General features: G+C 71.5%; 15 protein-coding genes. 12 read left to right on the plus strand and 3 right to left on the minus strand.

Annotated features, from left to right (window positions below):
* Positions 1-465: 465 nt before the first annotated feature.
* From OG978_RS23170 to OG978_RS23205, 8 genes are all read left to right on the plus strand, one after another.
* Entirely contained in the window at positions 466-1275 is an 810-nt protein-coding gene (locus OG978_RS23170; protein WP_326767053.1) for a TIGR03084 family metal-binding protein, read from the plus strand.
* The gene (locus OG978_RS23175) at positions 1272-2996 is read left to right on the plus strand and encodes an acyclic terpene utilization AtuA family protein (RefSeq protein WP_326767054.1); all 1725 of its coding nucleotides are present in this window, start codon (positions 1272-1274) and stop codon (positions 2994-2996) included. Before OG978_RS23170 ends, OG978_RS23175 begins: the two co-directional genes overlap by 4 nt.
* Positions 2993-4600: an acyl-CoA carboxylase subunit beta gene (locus tag OG978_RS23180; protein WP_326767055.1), complete on the plus strand. Its 1608-nt coding sequence runs from the start codon at positions 2993-2995 to the stop codon at positions 4598-4600. The genes OG978_RS23175 and OG978_RS23180 overlap by 4 nt, the downstream gene beginning before the upstream one ends.
* A 44-nt stretch (positions 4601-4644) precedes the next feature.
* The gene (locus tag OG978_RS23185) at positions 4645-6594 is read left to right on the plus strand and encodes an ATP-binding protein (RefSeq protein WP_326770127.1); all 1950 of its coding nucleotides are present in this window, start codon (positions 4645-4647) and stop codon (positions 6592-6594) included.
* Positions 6591-7751, plus strand: a complete 1161-nt coding sequence (locus OG978_RS23190) for an acyl-CoA dehydrogenase family protein (protein ID WP_326767056.1) — start codon at positions 6591-6593, stop codon at positions 7749-7751. Before OG978_RS23185 ends, OG978_RS23190 begins: the two co-directional genes overlap by 4 nt.
* Positions 7752-7801: 50 nt before the next feature.
* Positions 7802-9406, plus strand: a complete 1605-nt coding sequence (locus OG978_RS23195; protein ID WP_326767057.1) for an AMP-binding protein — start codon at positions 7802-7804, stop codon at positions 9404-9406.
* Between the two features lie 88 nt (positions 9407-9494).
* Positions 9495-10232 carry an enoyl-CoA hydratase family protein gene (locus tag OG978_RS23200; protein ID WP_326767058.1) on the plus strand — a complete coding sequence of 246 codons (738 nt, stop codon included), beginning with the start codon at positions 9495-9497 and terminating at the stop codon, positions 10230-10232.
* Positions 10220-10813, plus strand: coding sequence for a TetR/AcrR family transcriptional regulator (locus tag OG978_RS23205; protein WP_326767059.1), 594 nt, complete (start codon positions 10220-10222; stop codon positions 10811-10813). Before OG978_RS23200 ends, OG978_RS23205 begins: the two co-directional genes overlap by 13 nt.
* Positions 10814-10875: 62 nt before the next feature.
* Here OG978_RS23205 and OG978_RS23210 read toward each other — a convergent pair whose 3' ends face one another.
* Positions 10876-11040, minus strand: a complete 165-nt coding sequence (locus tag OG978_RS23210; RefSeq protein ID WP_326767060.1) for a hypothetical protein — start codon at positions 11038-11040, stop codon at positions 10876-10878.
* An 89-nt stretch (positions 11041-11129) separates the two neighbouring features.
* Between OG978_RS23210 and OG978_RS23215 the strand changes: the two genes are divergently transcribed.
* From OG978_RS23215 to OG978_RS23225, 3 genes are read left to right on the plus strand one after another with little or no spacing between them, the layout of a single operon-like run.
* Entirely contained in the window at positions 11130-11276 is a 147-nt protein-coding gene (locus OG978_RS23215; protein ID WP_326767061.1) for a hypothetical protein, read from the plus strand.
* Positions 11273-11452 carry a DUF397 domain-containing protein gene (locus OG978_RS23220; protein WP_326767062.1) on the plus strand — a complete coding sequence of 60 codons (180 nt, stop codon included), beginning with the start codon at positions 11273-11275 and terminating at the stop codon, positions 11450-11452. The genes OG978_RS23215 and OG978_RS23220 overlap by 4 nt, the downstream gene beginning before the upstream one ends.
* Before the next feature lie 15 nt (positions 11453-11467).
* A complete protein-coding gene (locus OG978_RS23225) occupies positions 11468-12055 on the plus strand; it encodes a hypothetical protein (protein ID WP_326767063.1) in 588 nt (195 codons plus the stop codon).
* 69 nt (positions 12056-12124) lie between these two features.
* On the opposite strand, the gene OG978_RS23230 is transcribed toward OG978_RS23225, so the two are convergent.
* Both OG978_RS23230 and OG978_RS23235 read right to left on the minus strand, forming a co-directional pair.
* Complete coding sequence (locus OG978_RS23230; RefSeq protein ID WP_326767064.1) at positions 12125-12769, minus strand: hypothetical protein; 645 nt, start codon at positions 12767-12769, stop codon at positions 12125-12127.
* 355 nt (positions 12770-13124) lie between these two features.
* Positions 13125-14234, minus strand: coding sequence for a citrate synthase 2 (locus OG978_RS23235; RefSeq protein WP_326767065.1), 1110 nt, complete (start codon positions 14232-14234; stop codon positions 13125-13127).
* Positions 14235-14454: 220 nt separating this feature from the next.
* Here OG978_RS23235 and pdxH point away from each other — a divergent pair, with 220 nt between their 5' ends.
* Entirely contained in the window at positions 14455-15081 is a 627-nt protein-coding gene (pdxH, locus tag OG978_RS23240) for a pyridoxamine 5'-phosphate oxidase (RefSeq protein WP_326770128.1), read from the plus strand.
* Positions 15082-15450: the final 369 nt, after the last annotated feature.

Here is a 15450-nt window from a genome sequence, read left to right on the forward strand (position 1 = left end):
AGGAGTCCTCTCACAGGTACGCAGTGAGGGGCGTGCCGGTGGTGAGCCGCGGAACCTCTTTTGTCCGATTCTCGCCGCCGAACCGGGCAGGGAGGAGGACCCTTCGTTCGATGTCTGGCGAGATCCGGCTCAAGTGCGTCATATCGTCTCCTGCTTGGTCAGGGCAGGGGGAACGCGCACAGGCGTCAGTCTTTTGTTCCCCCGTTGGAACTGCGTTCACGCTTTCAGAGGGAATGAGATCCGGCTAGTAGCAGCGCGTAATTGACTTGAATCCTGCGGTTGGAAATCTTCCGATCGGGGCTACTCGGAGGTAGGATCCTCCGCTTCCGTTCATGGAGGCCCGGCCGATCGGTTCCCGCCAAATCGAGGCAGCTTGCGGGCAGAAAATCATGCAAGCATGCTTGATTGTTTATTGGTCCGCTGCCATGCTCCTGGGCACACCGCCACGCCCCGAGGGAGTGCACCGTGTCCGATGCATCGGCCGTGACCGTCGCCGTACTCGACGACCTGCGTCAGGAGAGCGAGGAACTCGACCGGTTGGTCGCCGGGGTGGACGCGGCCCACTGGGCGAGGCCGACCCCGGCCGAGGGGTGGACCGTCGCCCATCAGATCGCGCACCTGAACTGGACCGACGAGGTCGCCCTGATCGCCGTCACCGAACCGGACGCCTTCGCCGCCGAGGTCGAGAAGGCGCTCGCGCACCCCGAGACGTTCGTCGACGAGGCCGCCGGGGAGCTCGTCGCGCTGCTGTCGGCCGAGGGACTGCTCGTCCGGTGGCGCGAGGGCCGGGCCCGGCTGCACGAGGCCCTGGGTGCGGCCCCGCCGGGCGTGAAGTTCCCCTGGTACGGGCCGCCGATGAGCGTCGCGTCCATGGCGACCGCCCGGATCATGGAGACCTGGGCCCACGGCCAGGACATCGCCGACGCCCTCGGGGTCACCAGGACCCCCACCGCCCGGCTGCGGCACGTCGCCCGTATCGGGGTGCGGGCCCGCGACTACGCCTATCTGGTACGGGGGATCAAGGCGCCCGAGGAGGAGTTCCGGGTCGAACTCCGCGCCCCCGACGGTGAGTCGATCACCTTCGGGGCGCCGGACGCACCGCAGCGCGTCACCGGACCGCTCGTCGACTTCTGCCTCCTCGTCACCCAGCGCGCCCACCGCGACGACCTCGCCGTCCGGGCGGTCGGCCCCGACGCCGACCAGTGGCTCGGCATCGCCCAGGCCTTCGCCGGGCCCGCCGGACCGGGCCGCGCACCCCGTGGCGGCGCCGAGTGACCGGGCCGGCCGCACCGCTGCGCATCGGCAACGCCTCCGGGTTCTACGGCGACCGCTTCGACGCCGTGCGCGAGATGCTCACCGACGGGCCCCTCGACGTCCTCACCGGGGACTACCTGGCCGAGCTGACCATGCTCATCCTCGGCCGGAGCAGACTCAAGGACCCCGCGCGCGGCTACGCCACCACCTTCCTGCGCCAGCTCGAAGAGGGCCTCGGGCTCGCCCACGAGCGCGGGGTGAAGATCGTCGCCAACGCGGGCGGACTCAACCCGGCCGGACTGGCGGACGCCGTACGGGAGTTGGCCAGCAAGGTCGGCGTCCCCGTGCGCGTCGCCCATGTGGAGGGCGACAGCCTCCCCGTACCCGAGGGGTTCCTCACCGCCAACGCCTACCTCGGCGGCGCCGGGATCGCCGCCTGCCTCACCGCCGGCGCGGACATCGTCGTCACCGGGCGGGTCACCGACGCGGCCCTCGTCACCGGACCCGCCGCCGCCCGCTTCGGCTGGGGGCCCGGGGACCACGACGCGCTCGCCGGGGCCGTCGTCGCCGGACACGTCCTGGAGTGCGGCACCCAGGCCACCGGCGGGAACTACTCGTTCTTCCGGGGCCACGACCTGCGCCGGCCCGGCTTCCCCGTCGCCGAGATCCACGCCGACGGCTCGTCCGTCATCACCAAGCACGACGGCACCGGCGGTGTCGTCGACATCGGCACCGTCACCGCCCAGCTGCTGTACGAGACCGGCGGCGCCCGGTACGCCGGACCGGACGTCACCGCCCGGCTCGACACCGTACGGCTGACCCAGGTCGGACCCGACCGGGTCAGGATCTCGGGGGTGGGCGGCGAGGCCCCGCCGCCCACCCTCAAGGTCGGGCTGAACCGGCTCGGCGGCTGGCGCAACGAGGTCGTCTTCGTGCTCACCGGCCTCGACATCGAGGCCAAGGCCGGGCTGGTGCGGGAACAGTTCGCCGACGCGCTCGCCCGCTCCGGCGCCGAACCCGACGAGGTGCGGTGGGAGCTGTCCCGGACCGACCGGGCCGACGCCGCCACCGAGGAGAGCGCGAGCGCGCTGCTCCGGCTCGTCGTCCGCGACCGGGACCAGGAGACCGTCGGACGCGCGGTCTCCGGCGCCGCGATCGAGCTGGCGCTCGGCAGCTACCCCGGCTTCCACGTCACCGCCCCGCCCGGCAAGGGCGCGCCGTACGGGGTGTTCGAGGCGCGGTACGTAACGGCGGGCGAGGTCCCGCATGTCGCTGTCCTCCCCGACGGACGTCGACTGAGCATGGCACCTCCCGCGACCACGCGGCCGCTCCGGGACGCCGGCGAACCGCCGCTGCCCGAACCCCTGCCGGACCCCGGGCCCACCCGGTCCGCCCCGCTCGGCCGGATCGCGGGCGCCCGCAGCGGCGACAAGGGCGGGGACGCCAACGTGGGCGTGTGGGCCGTCGGGAACGACGCCTGGCGGTGGCTGGCCCACGAACTGACCGTCGAACGGTTCCGGGAACTGCTGCCGGAGACCGCCGGCCTCACCGTCGTACGCCACCTCCTGCCGAATCTCCGCGCCCTGAACTTCGTCGTCCACGGGCTGCTCGGCGAGGGCGTCGCCGCCCAGCACCGGTTCGACCCGCAGGCCAAGGCGGTGGGGGAGTGGCTGCGCTCCCGGCACCTGCCCATCCCCGTATCGCTGCTGGAGACCGTCCACGCACCGGAGGCGAACGCATGACCGTCCTGCCCACCGCGCTCGACACCGCGAGCCCCGAATACGCCGCGAACCGCACGGCCATGCTCGCGAAACTCGACGAGCTGGCCGACGCACACACCAAGGCGCAGGCGGGCGGCGGCCAGAAGTACGTGGAGCGGCACCGCTCGCGCGGCAAGCTCCTGGCCCGCGAGCGGATCGAGCTGCTGATCGACGAGGACACCCCGTTCCTGGAGCTGTCGCCGCTCGCCGCCTGGGGGAGCGAGTACGCGATCGGCGCCTCGCTCATCACCGGGATCGGGGTGATCGAGGGCGTGGAGTGCCTGATCACCGCCAACGACCCGACCGTACGCGGCGGCGCCTCCAACCCCTGGACCCTGAAGAAGGCCCTGCGGGCCAACGAGATCGCCTTCGCCAACCGACTGCCCTGCATCAGCCTCGTCGAGTCGGGCGGCGCCGACCTCCCCTCGCAGAAGGAGATCTTCATCCCCGGCGGAGCGCTGTTCCGCGACATCACCCGGCTGTCGGCGGCCGGAATCCCGACCGTCGCCGTCGTCTTCGGGAACTCGACCGCGGGCGGGGCGTACGTCCCCGGTATGTCCGACCACACCGTCATGATCAAGGAACGGTCCAAGGTCTTCCTCGGCGGACCGCCCCTGGTGAAGATGGCGACCGGCGAGGAGAGCGACGACGAATCGCTCGGCGGCGCCGAGATGCACGCCCGCACCTCCGGGCTCGCCGACCACTTCGCCGTCGACGAGCAGGACGCGCTGCGCCAGGCCCGCCGGATCGTCGCCCGCCTCAACTGGCGCAAGGCGCACGCCGATCCGGGCCCCGCCGAACCGTCGAAGTACGACGAGGACGAGCTGATCGGCATCGTGCCCGGCGACCTGAAGGTGCCCTTCGACCCCCGCGAGGTCATCGCCCGGCTCGTCGACGGCTCCGACTTCGACGCGTTCAAACCGCTGTACGGGACCAGCCTGGTGACCGGCTGGGCGACCCTGCACGGCTACCCCGTCGGCATCCTCGCCAACGCGCAGGGGGTGCTGTTCAGCGAGGAGTCGCAGAAGGCCGCCCAGTTCATCCAGCTCGCCAACCAGCGCGACATCCCACTGGTCTTCCTGCACAACACCACCGGCTACATGGTCGGCAAGGAGTACGAGCAGGGCGGCATCATCAAGCACGGCGCGATGATGATCAACGCGGTGTCGAACTCGAAGGTCCCGCACCTGTCCGTGCTGATGGGCGCCTCGTACGGGGCCGGGCACTACGGCATGTGCGGCAGGGCGTACGACCCGCGCTTCCTCTTCGCCTGGCCCAGCAGCAAGTCCGCAGTCATGGGGCCGCAGCAGCTCGCCGGGGTGCTCTCCATCGTGGCCCGCGCCTCCGCCGCCGCCAAGGGGCTGCCATACGACGACAAGGCTGCCGAGGCCGACGCCGGACTGCGCGCCATGGTCGAGCAGCAGATCGAGTCCGAGTCGCTGCCGATGTTCCTGTCCGGGCGGCTGTACGACGACGGGGTCATCGACCCGCGCGACACCAGGACCGTCCTCGGGATGTGCCTGTCCGCGATCCACACCGCCCCGGTCGAAGGCGCCCGCGGCGGCTTCGGCATCTTCCGGATGTGAGGCCACGGATGACCTCGACGAACCAGACGGACGGGAAGGCGAAGATGATCTCCACACTGCTCGTGGCCAACCGGGGCGAGATCGCCTGCCGGATCTTCCGTACCTGCCGCGCGCTCGGCATCGCCACCGTCGCGGTGTACTCCGACGCGGACGCCGACGCGCTCCACGTGCGGGAGGCCGACACCGCCGTACGGCTGCCCGGTGCCGCCCCGGCCGACACCTACCTCCGCGGTGACCTCGTCGTACGCGCCGCGCTCGCGGCCGGTGCCGATGCCGTCCACCCCGGCTACGGCTTCCTCTCCGAGAACGCCGGATTCGCCCGCGCCGTGCAGGACGCCGGTCTCGTCTGGGTGGGCCCGCCGGTCAAGGCCATCGAGCTGATGGCGTCCAAGACCCGCGCCAAGGAACTGATGGCTGCCGCCGGGGTGCCGCTGCTCGCCCCCGTCGACCCGCGGAAGGCGACCGCCGAGGACCTGCCGCTGCTGCTCAAGGCGGCGGCGGGCGGCGGCGGACGCGGGATGCGGATCGTACGCGAACTCGCCGACCTGCCCGCCGAGTTGACGGCAGCGGCCGCCGAGGCCACGGCCGCGTTCGGGGACGGCGAGGTCTTCGCGGAGCCGTACGTGGAGCGCGGCCGGCACGTCGAGGTCCAGGTCATGGCCGACGAGCACGGCGGGGTCTGGGCGCTCGGCACCCGTGACTGCTCGCTCCAGCGACGCCACCAGAAGGTCATCGAGGAAGCCCCCGCACCCGGTCTCGACGACGCGCTGCGGACCCGGCTGCACGACGCCGCCGTGGCCGCCGCGCACGCCGTCGGCTACCGGGGCGCGGGCACCGTCGAGTTCCTCCTCGCCGCCGACGGACGCCCGTACTTCCTGGAGATGAACACCCGCCTCCAGGTCGAACACCCCGTCACCGAAGCGGTCTTCGGCCTCGACCTCGTCGCCCTCCAACTGCGCATCGCCGAAGGCGAACCGCTGCCCACCACCGCACCCCCCGCACCGCACGGCCACGCCGTCGAGGCCCGCCTCTACGCCGAGGACCCCGCCCGCGACTGGCAGCCGCAGACCGGAGCACTGCACACACTCGACGTACCCGACGAACCAGGCCTCCGCCTCGACACCGGATACACCGGCGGCGACACCATCGGCGTCCACTACGACCCGATGCTCGCCAAGGTCATCGCCCACGCCCCCACCCGCACCGAAGCCGTACGCCTCCTCGCCCGCGCCCTGGAACGCGCCCGCATCCACGGCCCGGTCACCAACCGCGACCTGCTCGTACGGTCCCTGCGCCATCCCGACTTCCTCGCCGCCCGCCCCGACACCGGCTTCTACGACCGCCACCTCCACGCCCTCACCCCGGCCCCGGACCCGGCGGAGCCGCGCCTCGCCGCCCTGGCCGCCGCACTCGCCGACGCCGCAGCCCGGCAGCACGGCCCCGGACCGGGCCCCGCCCGCCTCGGCGCCTGGCGCAACCTCTCCTCGCAGCCCCGGACCAAGCGCTACCGCGCCGAACCCGACGGCACCGAACACGAGGCCGCCTACCGCACCACGCGCACCGGCCCCGTCCCCGAAACCGGCGAACGCGTCATCGCTGCCGGGCCCGACCGCGTCACCCTCGAAGCCGACGGCGTCACCCGCCACTTCGACATCGCCGTCCACCGGGACAAGGCGTACGTGGACACCGCCACCGGCTCGTACGCCTTCACCGCCCTGCCCCGCTTCACCGACCCCACCGACCGGACCGAACCCGGCTCCCTGCTCGCCCCCATGCCCGGCACCGTCGTCCGCGTCGCCGACGGGCTCACCACCGGGGCGCCGGTCGCGGCCGGACAGCCACTGATCTGGCTGGAGGCGATGAAGATGGAGCACCGCATCCTCGCCCCCGCCTCCGGCACCCTCGCCGCACTCCACGCCGCACCCGGCCTCCAGGTGGAGGTCGGCGCCCTGCTCGCCGTCGTGCAAGACGTACAGGAGGAACCGAAGCAATGAGCACCGTCCTCGAAACCGAAGAGCACCAGGCCCTGCGCGCCGCCGTCGCCGCACTCGGAAAGCGCTACGGACGCGACTACATGACCTCCGTCGTCCGCGACGGCGCCCACCCGCGCGAACTGTGGACCGAGGCCGCCAAGCTCGGCTACCTCGGCGTGAACCTTCCCGAGGAGTACGGCGGCGGAGGCAGCGGCATGGCCGAACTCTCCATCGTCCTGGAGGAGTTGGGCGCAGCCGGCAGCCCGCTGCTCATGATGGTCGTCTCCCCGGCGATCTGCGGCACCGTCATCGCCCGCTTCGGCACCGAAGCCCAGAAGCAGCAGTGGCTCCCCGGCCTCGCCGACGGCAGCCTCACCATGGCCTTCGGCATCACCGAACCCGACGCCGGATCCAACTCCCACCGCATCACCACCACCGCCCGCAAGGACGGCGAGGACTGGCTGCTCACCGGCCGCAAGGTCTTCGTCTCCGGCGTCGACATCGCCGACGCCACCCTCATCGTCGGCCGCACCGAGGACGCCAGGTCCGGCAGGCTCAAGCCCTGCCTCTTCATCGTCCCCCGCGACGCCCCGGGCTTCGGCCGCTCGCAGATCGACATGGAACTCCAGGCCCCGGAGAAGCAGTTCGAGCTGGTCCTCGACGACGTACGGCTGCCCGCCGACGCGCTCGTCGGAGACGAAGACGCCGGGCTCCTCCAGCTCTTCGCCGGGCTCAACCCCGAACGCATCATGACCGCCGCGTTCGGCATCGGCATGGGCCGCTACGCACTCGCCCGCGCCGTCGAGTACGCGAAGACCCGCCAGGTCTGGAAGGACCCCATCGGCTCCCACCAGGCCATCGCCCACCCCCTCGCCCAGGCCCACATCGAACTGGAACTGGCCCGGCTGATGATGCAGAAGGCCGCCCGGCTCTACGACGACGGCGACGACATCGGCGCGGGCGAGGCCGCCAACATGGCGAAGTACGCGGCCGGCGAAGCCTGCGTCAAGGCCGTCGACCAGGCCGTGCACACCCTCGGCGGCAACGGCCTCACGCGCGAGTACGGCCTCGCGTCCCTGATCACGGCGGCCCGCGTCGCCCGGATCGCCCCCGTCAGCCGGGAAATGATCCTGAACTACGTCTCCCACCAGTCCCTGGGGCTCCCCAAGTCGTACTGACACACGGCAGTCTGTCTCCCCACACCGCCGCCCCGAAGGGACCCACCGCCATGGCGCACGTGTTCCACAGCGACTACCCCGCCGTACCGGCACTCGACCTGCCCATCCATGACGCGGTCCTGGGACAGGCCACCACCACCTACGGCGACACGGCGGCCCTGATCGACGGGACGGACGACAGCTCCACCCTCACCTACCGGCAGCTCGACGCCTTCCACCGGAAGATCGCCGCGGCGCTCGCCGAGGCCGGGGTGCGCAAGGGCGACGTACTGGCCCTGCACAGCCCCAACACCATCGCGTACCCGGCGGTGTTCTTCGGCGCGACCCGGGCCGGCGCCACCGTCACCACCGTCCATCCGCTGGCCACGGCGGAGGAGTTCGCCAAACAGCTCCGCGACTCCTCCGCCCGCTGGATCGTCACCGTCTCCCCGCTCCTGGGCACGGCGCGCGAGGCCGCCGGACTCGTCGGCTCCATCGAGCAGATCTTCGTCTGCGACCGGGCCGAGGGACACACCTCCGTACTCGACATGCTCGCCACCACCGCCCCCGAACCCCGCATCACCGTCGACCCCGGCGAGGACATCGCCGCCCTGCCCTATTCCTCCGGCACCACCGGAACCCCCAAGGGCGTCATGCTCACCCACCGCTCCATGGGCACCAACCTGGAGCAGCTCCGCCCCTTCATCCCGATGGGCCCCGGCGCCCGCATCCTGGCCGTCCTGCCCTTCTTCCACATCTACGGGCTGACCGCCCTGATGAACGCCCCGCTGCGGATGGGCGCCACCGTCGTCGTACTGCCGCGCTTCGACCTCGACGAGTTCCTCGCCACGATCGAGAAGCACCGGATCACCGGCCTGTACGTGGCCCCGCCGATCGTCCTCGCACTCGCCAAGCACCCGTCGGTCGACCGGTACGACCTGTCCTCGCTGGAGTACGTCGTCAGCGCCGCCGCCCCGCTCGACGCCGCGCTCGCCGCCGCCTGCTCCCGGCGCCTGGGACTGCCGCCCGTGCGCCAGGCGTACGGCATGACGGAACTCTCGCCCGGCACCCATGTCGTCCCGCTCGCCGCCGAGAACCCGCCACCCGGCGCGGTCGGCAGGCTCCTGCCCAGTACCGAGATGCGGATCGCCTCGCTCGGCCACGACACCGAGGACGCCCCGGCCGGCACCGACGGCGAGATCCTGATCCGTGGCCCGCAGGTGATGAAGGGCTACCTCGGCCGCCCCGAGGCCACCGCCGACATGATCGACGCCGACGGCTGGGTGCACACCGGCGACATCGGGCACGTCGACGCCGACGGCTGGCTGTTCGTCGTCGACCGGGTGAAGGAACTGATCAAGTACAAGGGCTACCAGGTCGCCCCCGCCGAACTCGAAGCACTCCTGCTCGGCCACGAGGCGATCGCGGACGCCGCCGTCATCGGCGTGTACGACACCGACGGCAACGAGGTCCCCAAGGCGTACGTCGTCCACCAGCCGTCCGCACCGGACCTCACGGCGGACGACGTCATGGCGTACGTCGCCGAGCGCGTCGCCCCGTACAAGAAGGTCCGGCAGCTCGAATTCATCGACGTGATCCCGCGCGCCACCTCGGGCAAGATCCTCCGCCGCGAACTGCGCGACCGGGAGAAGTCCCGCGGAACGACCACCGGCTGAGCACCCACGAGCCGAGCACTCACGAGCCGAGGATCCACGAGCCGAGCACCCACGAGCCGAGGATCCACCAGAAGGAGACGACCGACCCATGACGGCGCTCGCCGGCCCCACCCACGACCGGGGCATCACCACGCTCACCCTCGACTCGCCCGCCAACCGCAACGCACTCTCCGCGGCCCTGGTCGGCGAGGTCTCCGCCGCCCTGGACGCGTGCGCGGCCGACGACACCGTACGGGCCGTCGTCCTCACCCACACCGGCAACACGTTCTGCGCGGGCGCGGACCTGACCGGACCGCCCGACCCGGCGGCCTTCGTCGCGCTGATGCGGCAGATCGTCGCCCTGCCCAAGCCCGTCGTCGCCCGGGTCACCGGCCACGTCCGGGCGGGCGGCCTCGGCCTGCTCGGCGCCTGCGACATCTCCGTGGCCGGTCCCGAAGCCTCGTTCGCCCTCACCGAATCCCGGCTCGGCCTCGCCCCCGCAGTCATCTCCATGCCGCTGCTGCCCCGCACGGACCCGCGCGCCGCCGCCCGCTACTACCTCACCGGCGAACGCTTCGACGCCACCGAAGCCGCCCGCATCGGCCTGATCACGCTCGCCGCCGAGGAAGTGGACAAGGCACTCGTACCCGTCCTGGACGGACTGCGCAAGGCGTCACCACAGGGGCTGGCGGCATCGAAGGAGCTGGTCACGGCTACTGTGCTGAAGAGTTTCGACCAGCATGCCGAAGACCTCATCGCCCGCTCGGCGGCCCTCTTCGCCTCCGCCGAGGCACGGGAGGGAATGACGGCCTTCCTCGAACGACGGGACCCCGCATGGGTGTTGTGACGCCCCCCACCGACCGGACCCCCAAGCAGGACCGCAGCCGGGCCACCCGCCGCGGACTCCTCGAAGCCGCCGTCGCCTGCCTCGCCGAACACGGCTGGGCGGGCTCCACCGTCTCCGTCGTCGCCGAACGCGCGGGCGTCTCACGGGGCGCCGCCCAGCACCACTTCCCCACCCGCGAGGACCTGTTCACCGCAGCCGTCGAATACGTCGCCGAGGAACGCTCCGCCGCCCTGCGCGCCGTCCCCGACCAGGACCGGGCCGCCGTCGTCGCCGCCCTCGTCGACCTCTACACCGGCCCGCTCTTCCGTGCCGCACTCCAGCTCTGGGTCGCCGCCTCCAACGAGGAACAGCTCCGCCCCCGCGTCACCGAACTCGAAGCCCGCGTAGGCCGCGAGACCCACCGCATCGCGGTCGGCCTCCTGCACGCCGACGAGACCCACCCCGGCGTACGGGAAACGGTCCAGGGCCTCCTCGACATGGCCCGCGGCCTGGGCCTCGCCAACGTCCTCACGGACGACACGGCCCGGCGGCGCAGGGTCGTGGCGCAGTGGGCTGCGCTGGTGGAGGACGCGCTGGGGTGAGGGCTTCCGCTACGCCGGACCACCGATGGCGAGCGCTGGTTTCCACATGCCGGTGGCGGGATTCACTTCCCGCTCCTTGCCCTCCGGAGCCAGCCGCTTTCGTAGTGCCGGAAGACGAGTTCCGTCTTGGAGTGGCCGCCCGGTGTGTGCTTGTCCAGGATCGGAACGAGCTGGTTGTAGGAGCGCGCGTACCTGCGGTGATCGGTGAGGTGCAGCAGCAGCCACACCTCGAAGCGGTGGCGTTGGCGCCGAAGAGGCCGACCACAGGGACTGCGGCCCAGTCCGTACCCAGCGGGCGGTCCGCGTCGTAGGCGGGGTGGAGCTGGAGTTCTTGCTCCTCGCGGATCGAACGATGATTGGCTACCCGGAAATTCAGCAGCATGTGTATGCGATGCTGCGAGCCCAGGCCCTCAGCCCCGAAGACACCTTGGGCCTGTTGGACCGTCTGCTGGGAGAGCAATGAGCAACGCACTTGAGTGGTTCACGTCCAGCTACAGCGGTGACGAGGGCGGCGCCTGCGTCGAGGTCGCCGCGCACCCCGTCGCCGTACACGTCCGCGACTCCAAGAACCCCGAGGGCCCGGCCCTCGCGCTCCCGCCCGCCGCCTGGGCCGCTTTCACCGCACACGTGGGCCGCTGAGGAACCGGGGGAATCGTGGGGGACTACTTCCAGACGATCGTCGACCTCGACGCCACCGAGCGGGACGCACAGGAGCTCGGGGCCCGGGTCCTGGACTGGCTGATCGCGGACGGGATCGTGGCGGCCGAGCGCACCGACTGCGTCCTGGGCGGTGACGGATACGGTCACGCCCCCGGCCCGCACTTCACCAAGGCCGTCGATGACCCGGACCCGGTCGACCTGTGGACCAACGGGTTTCACGTCCAGACCGGCCGTACGGTCTTCGACAGTGGCCAGGGAGACGCGGGCGCGGCCACCTGCCCGCTCTGCCGGACCGAGATCCGGCTGGTCGACGAGGTGTGGGAGCCCATCGAGTCCGCCTGGGGTCCCTTCAAGGGGCGGTTCCAGGACTGGGCCGAGGACGGTGGCGAAGGGATCGTGCACTGCCCGTCCTGCGCCCGGCCGTCCGGGATCGACCGGTGGAGCTGGGAGGACGACTACTACGCGTGCGGGCACCTCGGGTTCACGTTCTGGGGCTGGGCGGAGCTCACGTCCGACTTCACCCGGGAGATCGGCCGCAGACTGGGCGGCCACCGCACCGTGCTCCTCGCCGGGAAGCTGTAGAGCGTGGGCCGCGGGCCGGGCGTGCCGTCAGGGACGGGATGCCCGGCCCGCGGACACGGGAACGGCTGATCAGCTGGTCCAGAGGACCGGGCTGTCGCGGTACGCGTCACCCTCCTCGAACGAGGCAACCGCGATGGGATCGGTCTTCGTGGCGCTGAGCGAGCAGGTCTCGTACGACGCGCCCTTGGTGGTGAAGTCGCGGGGTGCCGTCTCGCTGTCGCACTTGCCCGGGAGGTCGCCGACCAGAATGACGCCTGTGGGGCCGCCGCCTTCCAGCTTGCCGCGCAGCCTCAGCGACGCGTACGACAGGTCGGTACCGCCGACGTTCTCCACCTTCATCCGGATGTAGTAGGGCGTCATGCCCTTCGCCTTGCCACCGAATGCGGCCATGTCGGCCTCGGCGCCCTTCTCGATTGCCGTGACGGTCACGGCGACGGTGCCCTTCTTGTCGGTCCCGTACTTGAACGGCAGGACCGCTCGGTCACCGATCTTGAACTTCGTGCCCGGTGCGGCGACGTCACCACCGGCCGGAGCGGCAGCGTCGTCGCTGGGGTCCGCGGACGGGCTCTTGCTGCCCGGGTCGGACGACGCCGGGGCGGAGGCCGACGGCGAGTCCTGCGCCGATGCCGCGTCCTCGCCGTCGTTGCAGGCCGTGAGCCCGAGCGTCAGGGTGGTGAGGGCAACTGCGGAGGCGATACGTCCCTTGTGTGTCATTTTGGCCTAACTGGCAGTGAGGGCTGCCCATACGGCAGCCGGAACGTTCAACTGGGCGAAGCGCCCGGCCATGTGACCGGACGCGCCGGCGCGGCACGACGACGGCGGTGCGTCAACGAGGCGCGCCACGACGCCATCCCAGACTGAGGCGGGAATGACACAGACTCGCCACAGGCACGGCACAGGCACGGCACAGGGCGCGCGGCGGGTGCGGTACAGGGTGCGCGCGAGGGGTGCGGCACAGGTGCGTGACGGGCGCGGCACGGCTCGGAGGGCGTGGCTCCTGCGGCCTGCCTCGCCGAACACGGCACGGACGGGGGTGCCGCGGCGTCTCCCGTCCGTCCGGACCCGGGCCTCAGTTCCCCAGATCCGCCAGCTGCTCGTACCCCGGGATCCCCCGCGGACTCCGCGTGCCCGGTCCGATGTACGTCGCCGAAGGCCGCACCAGCCGCCCCGTCCGCTTCTGCTCCAGGATGTGCGCCGACCAGCCCGCCGTACGGGCACAGGTGAACATCGACGTGAACATGTGCGCCGGAACCTCCGCGAAGTCCAGCATGATCGCCGCCCAGAATTCCACGTTCGTCGCCAGCACCCGGTCCGGGCGCCGCGCGTGCAGCTCCTCCAGTGCGGCCTTCTCCAGCGCCTGCGCCACCTCGAAGCGCGGCGCGCCCAACTCCTTGGCCGTACGCCGCAGGACCCGCGCCCGCGGGTCCTCCGCCCGGTAGACCCGGTGGCCGAAGCCCATCAGCCGCTCGCCCTTGTCCAGGGCCTTCTTCACGTACGCGGTGGCATCGCCGGTCCGCTCGATCTCCTCGATCATGCCGAGCACCCGGGACGGCGCACCACCGTGCAGCGGCCCCGACATCGCACCCACCGCACCCGACAGCGCCGCCGCCACATCGGCGCCGGTCGACGCGATGACGCGGGCGGTGAACGTCGAGGCGTTCATGCCGTGCTCGGCGGCCGACGTCCAGTACGCGTCGACGGCCTTCACATGCTTGGGGTCCGGCTCGCCCCGCCAGCGGATCATGAACCGCTCGACCACCGACTGCGCCTTGTCGATCTCGCTCTGCGGGACCATCGGCAGCCCCTGCCCGCGCGCCGACTGGGCGACGTACGACAGCGCCATCACGGCGGCCCGCGCCAGATCGTTGCGCGCGGTCTCCTCGTCGATGTCGAGCAGCGGCTTCAGACCCCACACCGGGGCGAGCATCGCCAGCGCGGACTGCACATCGACCCGGATGTCCCCCGAGTGCACCGGGATCGGGAACGGCTCGGCCGGCGGCAGACCGGGGTTGAACGCCCCGTCGACCAGCAGACCCCAGACGTTGCCGAACGACACATGGCCGACGAGATCCTCGATGTCGACACCCCGGTAACGGAGCGCACCGCCTTCCTTGTCCGGTTCGGCGATCTCCGTCTCGAACGCGACGACTCCCTCTAGTCCCGGTACGAAGTCGGACATGGCGGCTCCCTCGGTCGACGGCTCTGCGCAGGCCACAGTGGCCTGCCTCAGATACTGGCGGGTCACCCGGGGCGCGGGGAAGCGTGACATCCGGCACAGCACCCCGAACCGGCCCCGCCCCTCCGACACCCTCCTTGCCGGGCCTGGCCTGCCGCTGCGGCAGGATGACCCCGTGCCCACCGCAGATTCCCCCTCCGATTCCACCACCGATCCGGCCGCGATGCGCGAGCAGTACCGCTCCGAGCGCTTCACCGAGGACACGCTGGCCGCCGACCCGATGCAGCAGTTCGCCCACTGGTTCCGGCAGGTCGCCGTCGGCGGGCTGCTCCATGAGCCCAACGCCATGGTGGTCTCCACCGCCACCCCCAAGGGCCGGCCGTCCTCGCGCACCGTGCTGCTGAAGAAGTACGACGAGCGCGGCTTCGTCTTCTTCACCAACTACGAGTCCCGCAAGGGCCGCGAACTGACCGCCAACCCGTACGTCTCGCTGCTCTTCCCCTGGCACCCGATGGCCCGCCAGGTCATCGTCACCGGCCGGGCGGACCGGACCGGCCGCGACGAGACGGCCGCCTACTTCCGCACCCGCCCGCACGGCTCCCAGCTCGGCGCCTGGGCGAGCCCCCAGTCGACGGTGATCGGCTCCCGCGACGAGCTGCTCGCCCGCTACGAGGAGCTCGCGGCCCGCTACCCCGAGGGCGAACAGGTCCCCGCGCCCCCGAACTGGGGCGGTTTCCGCGTCGTCCCCGACACGATCGAGTTCTGGCAGGGCCACGAGAACCGGCTGCACGACCGGCTGAGGTACGTACGCGAGGGCGAGCAGTGGCGCGTCGAGCGCCTGTGCCCGTAGCGAATCCTTTCGGGGCAGCCCCCTGCGGGCATGCAGAGACCCGCAGGCTCTGGTCCCTCCTTGCGGAGGAGCCGGCCGGACTTACCGGCGAGCCTGCGGGTCGGTGACTGCTTGGGATTGGCCGACGACCGGCCTGCACTGCAAAGAGCGCGACAACGGGCGTCAGCCCGCAGCCACCTCACGAGTCCGAGAAGAAATCACTTCCGGAACACCTCCTTTCTTCGCTGGCAGCAGCCTAGGAACGTCCCTGGCACCGCACAAGCGAATTAATGTGCCGGTTGATTTCCGGGAAGTCGGTATGTGCTGGGTCACCTTCGCGTTCAATGGTCTGACGTGCGGAAATGCCGGATGCGTCCTGCGGGGGGTACG

Origin of the sequence: Streptomyces sp. NBC_01591 (genome assembly GCF_035918155.1) — a bacterium.
In the GTDB taxonomy this organism is placed as follows: Bacteria; Actinomycetota; Actinomycetes; order Streptomycetales; family Streptomycetaceae; genus Streptomyces.

Bases quoted from the DNA above. Each gene is read 5' to 3' on its own strand.
- OG978_RS23180 (WP_326767055.1), top strand. From the start codon at position 2,993: ATGACCGTCCTGCCCACCGCGCTCGACACCGCGAGCCCCGAATACGCC.
- OG978_RS23185 (WP_326770127.1), top strand. From the start codon at position 4,645: ATGATCTCCACACTGCTCGTGGCCAACCGGGGCGAGATCGCCTGCCGG.
- OG978_RS23190 (WP_326767056.1), top strand. From the start codon at position 6,591: ATGAGCACCGTCCTCGAAACCGAAGAGCACCAGGCCCTGCGCGCCGCC.
- OG978_RS23195 (WP_326767057.1), top strand. From the start codon at position 7,802: ATGGCGCACGTGTTCCACAGCGACTACCCCGCCGTACCGGCACTCGAC.
- OG978_RS23200 (WP_326767058.1), top strand. From the start codon at position 9,495: ATGACGGCGCTCGCCGGCCCCACCCACGACCGGGGCATCACCACGCTC.
- OG978_RS23205 (WP_326767059.1), top strand. From the start codon at position 10,220: ATGGGTGTTGTGACGCCCCCCACCGACCGGACCCCCAAGCAGGACCGC.
- OG978_RS23220 (WP_326767062.1), top strand. From the start codon at position 11,273: ATGAGCAACGCACTTGAGTGGTTCACGTCCAGCTACAGCGGTGACGAG.
- OG978_RS23230 (WP_326767064.1), bottom strand. From the start codon at position 12,769: ATGACACACAAGGGACGTATCGCCTCCGCAGTTGCCCTCACCACCCTG.
- OG978_RS23235 (WP_326767065.1), bottom strand. From the start codon at position 14,234: ATGTCCGACTTCGTACCGGGACTAGAGGGAGTCGTCGCGTTCGAGACG.
- pdxH (WP_326770128.1), top strand. From the start codon at position 14,455: ATGCGCGAGCAGTACCGCTCCGAGCGCTTCACCGAGGACACGCTGGCC.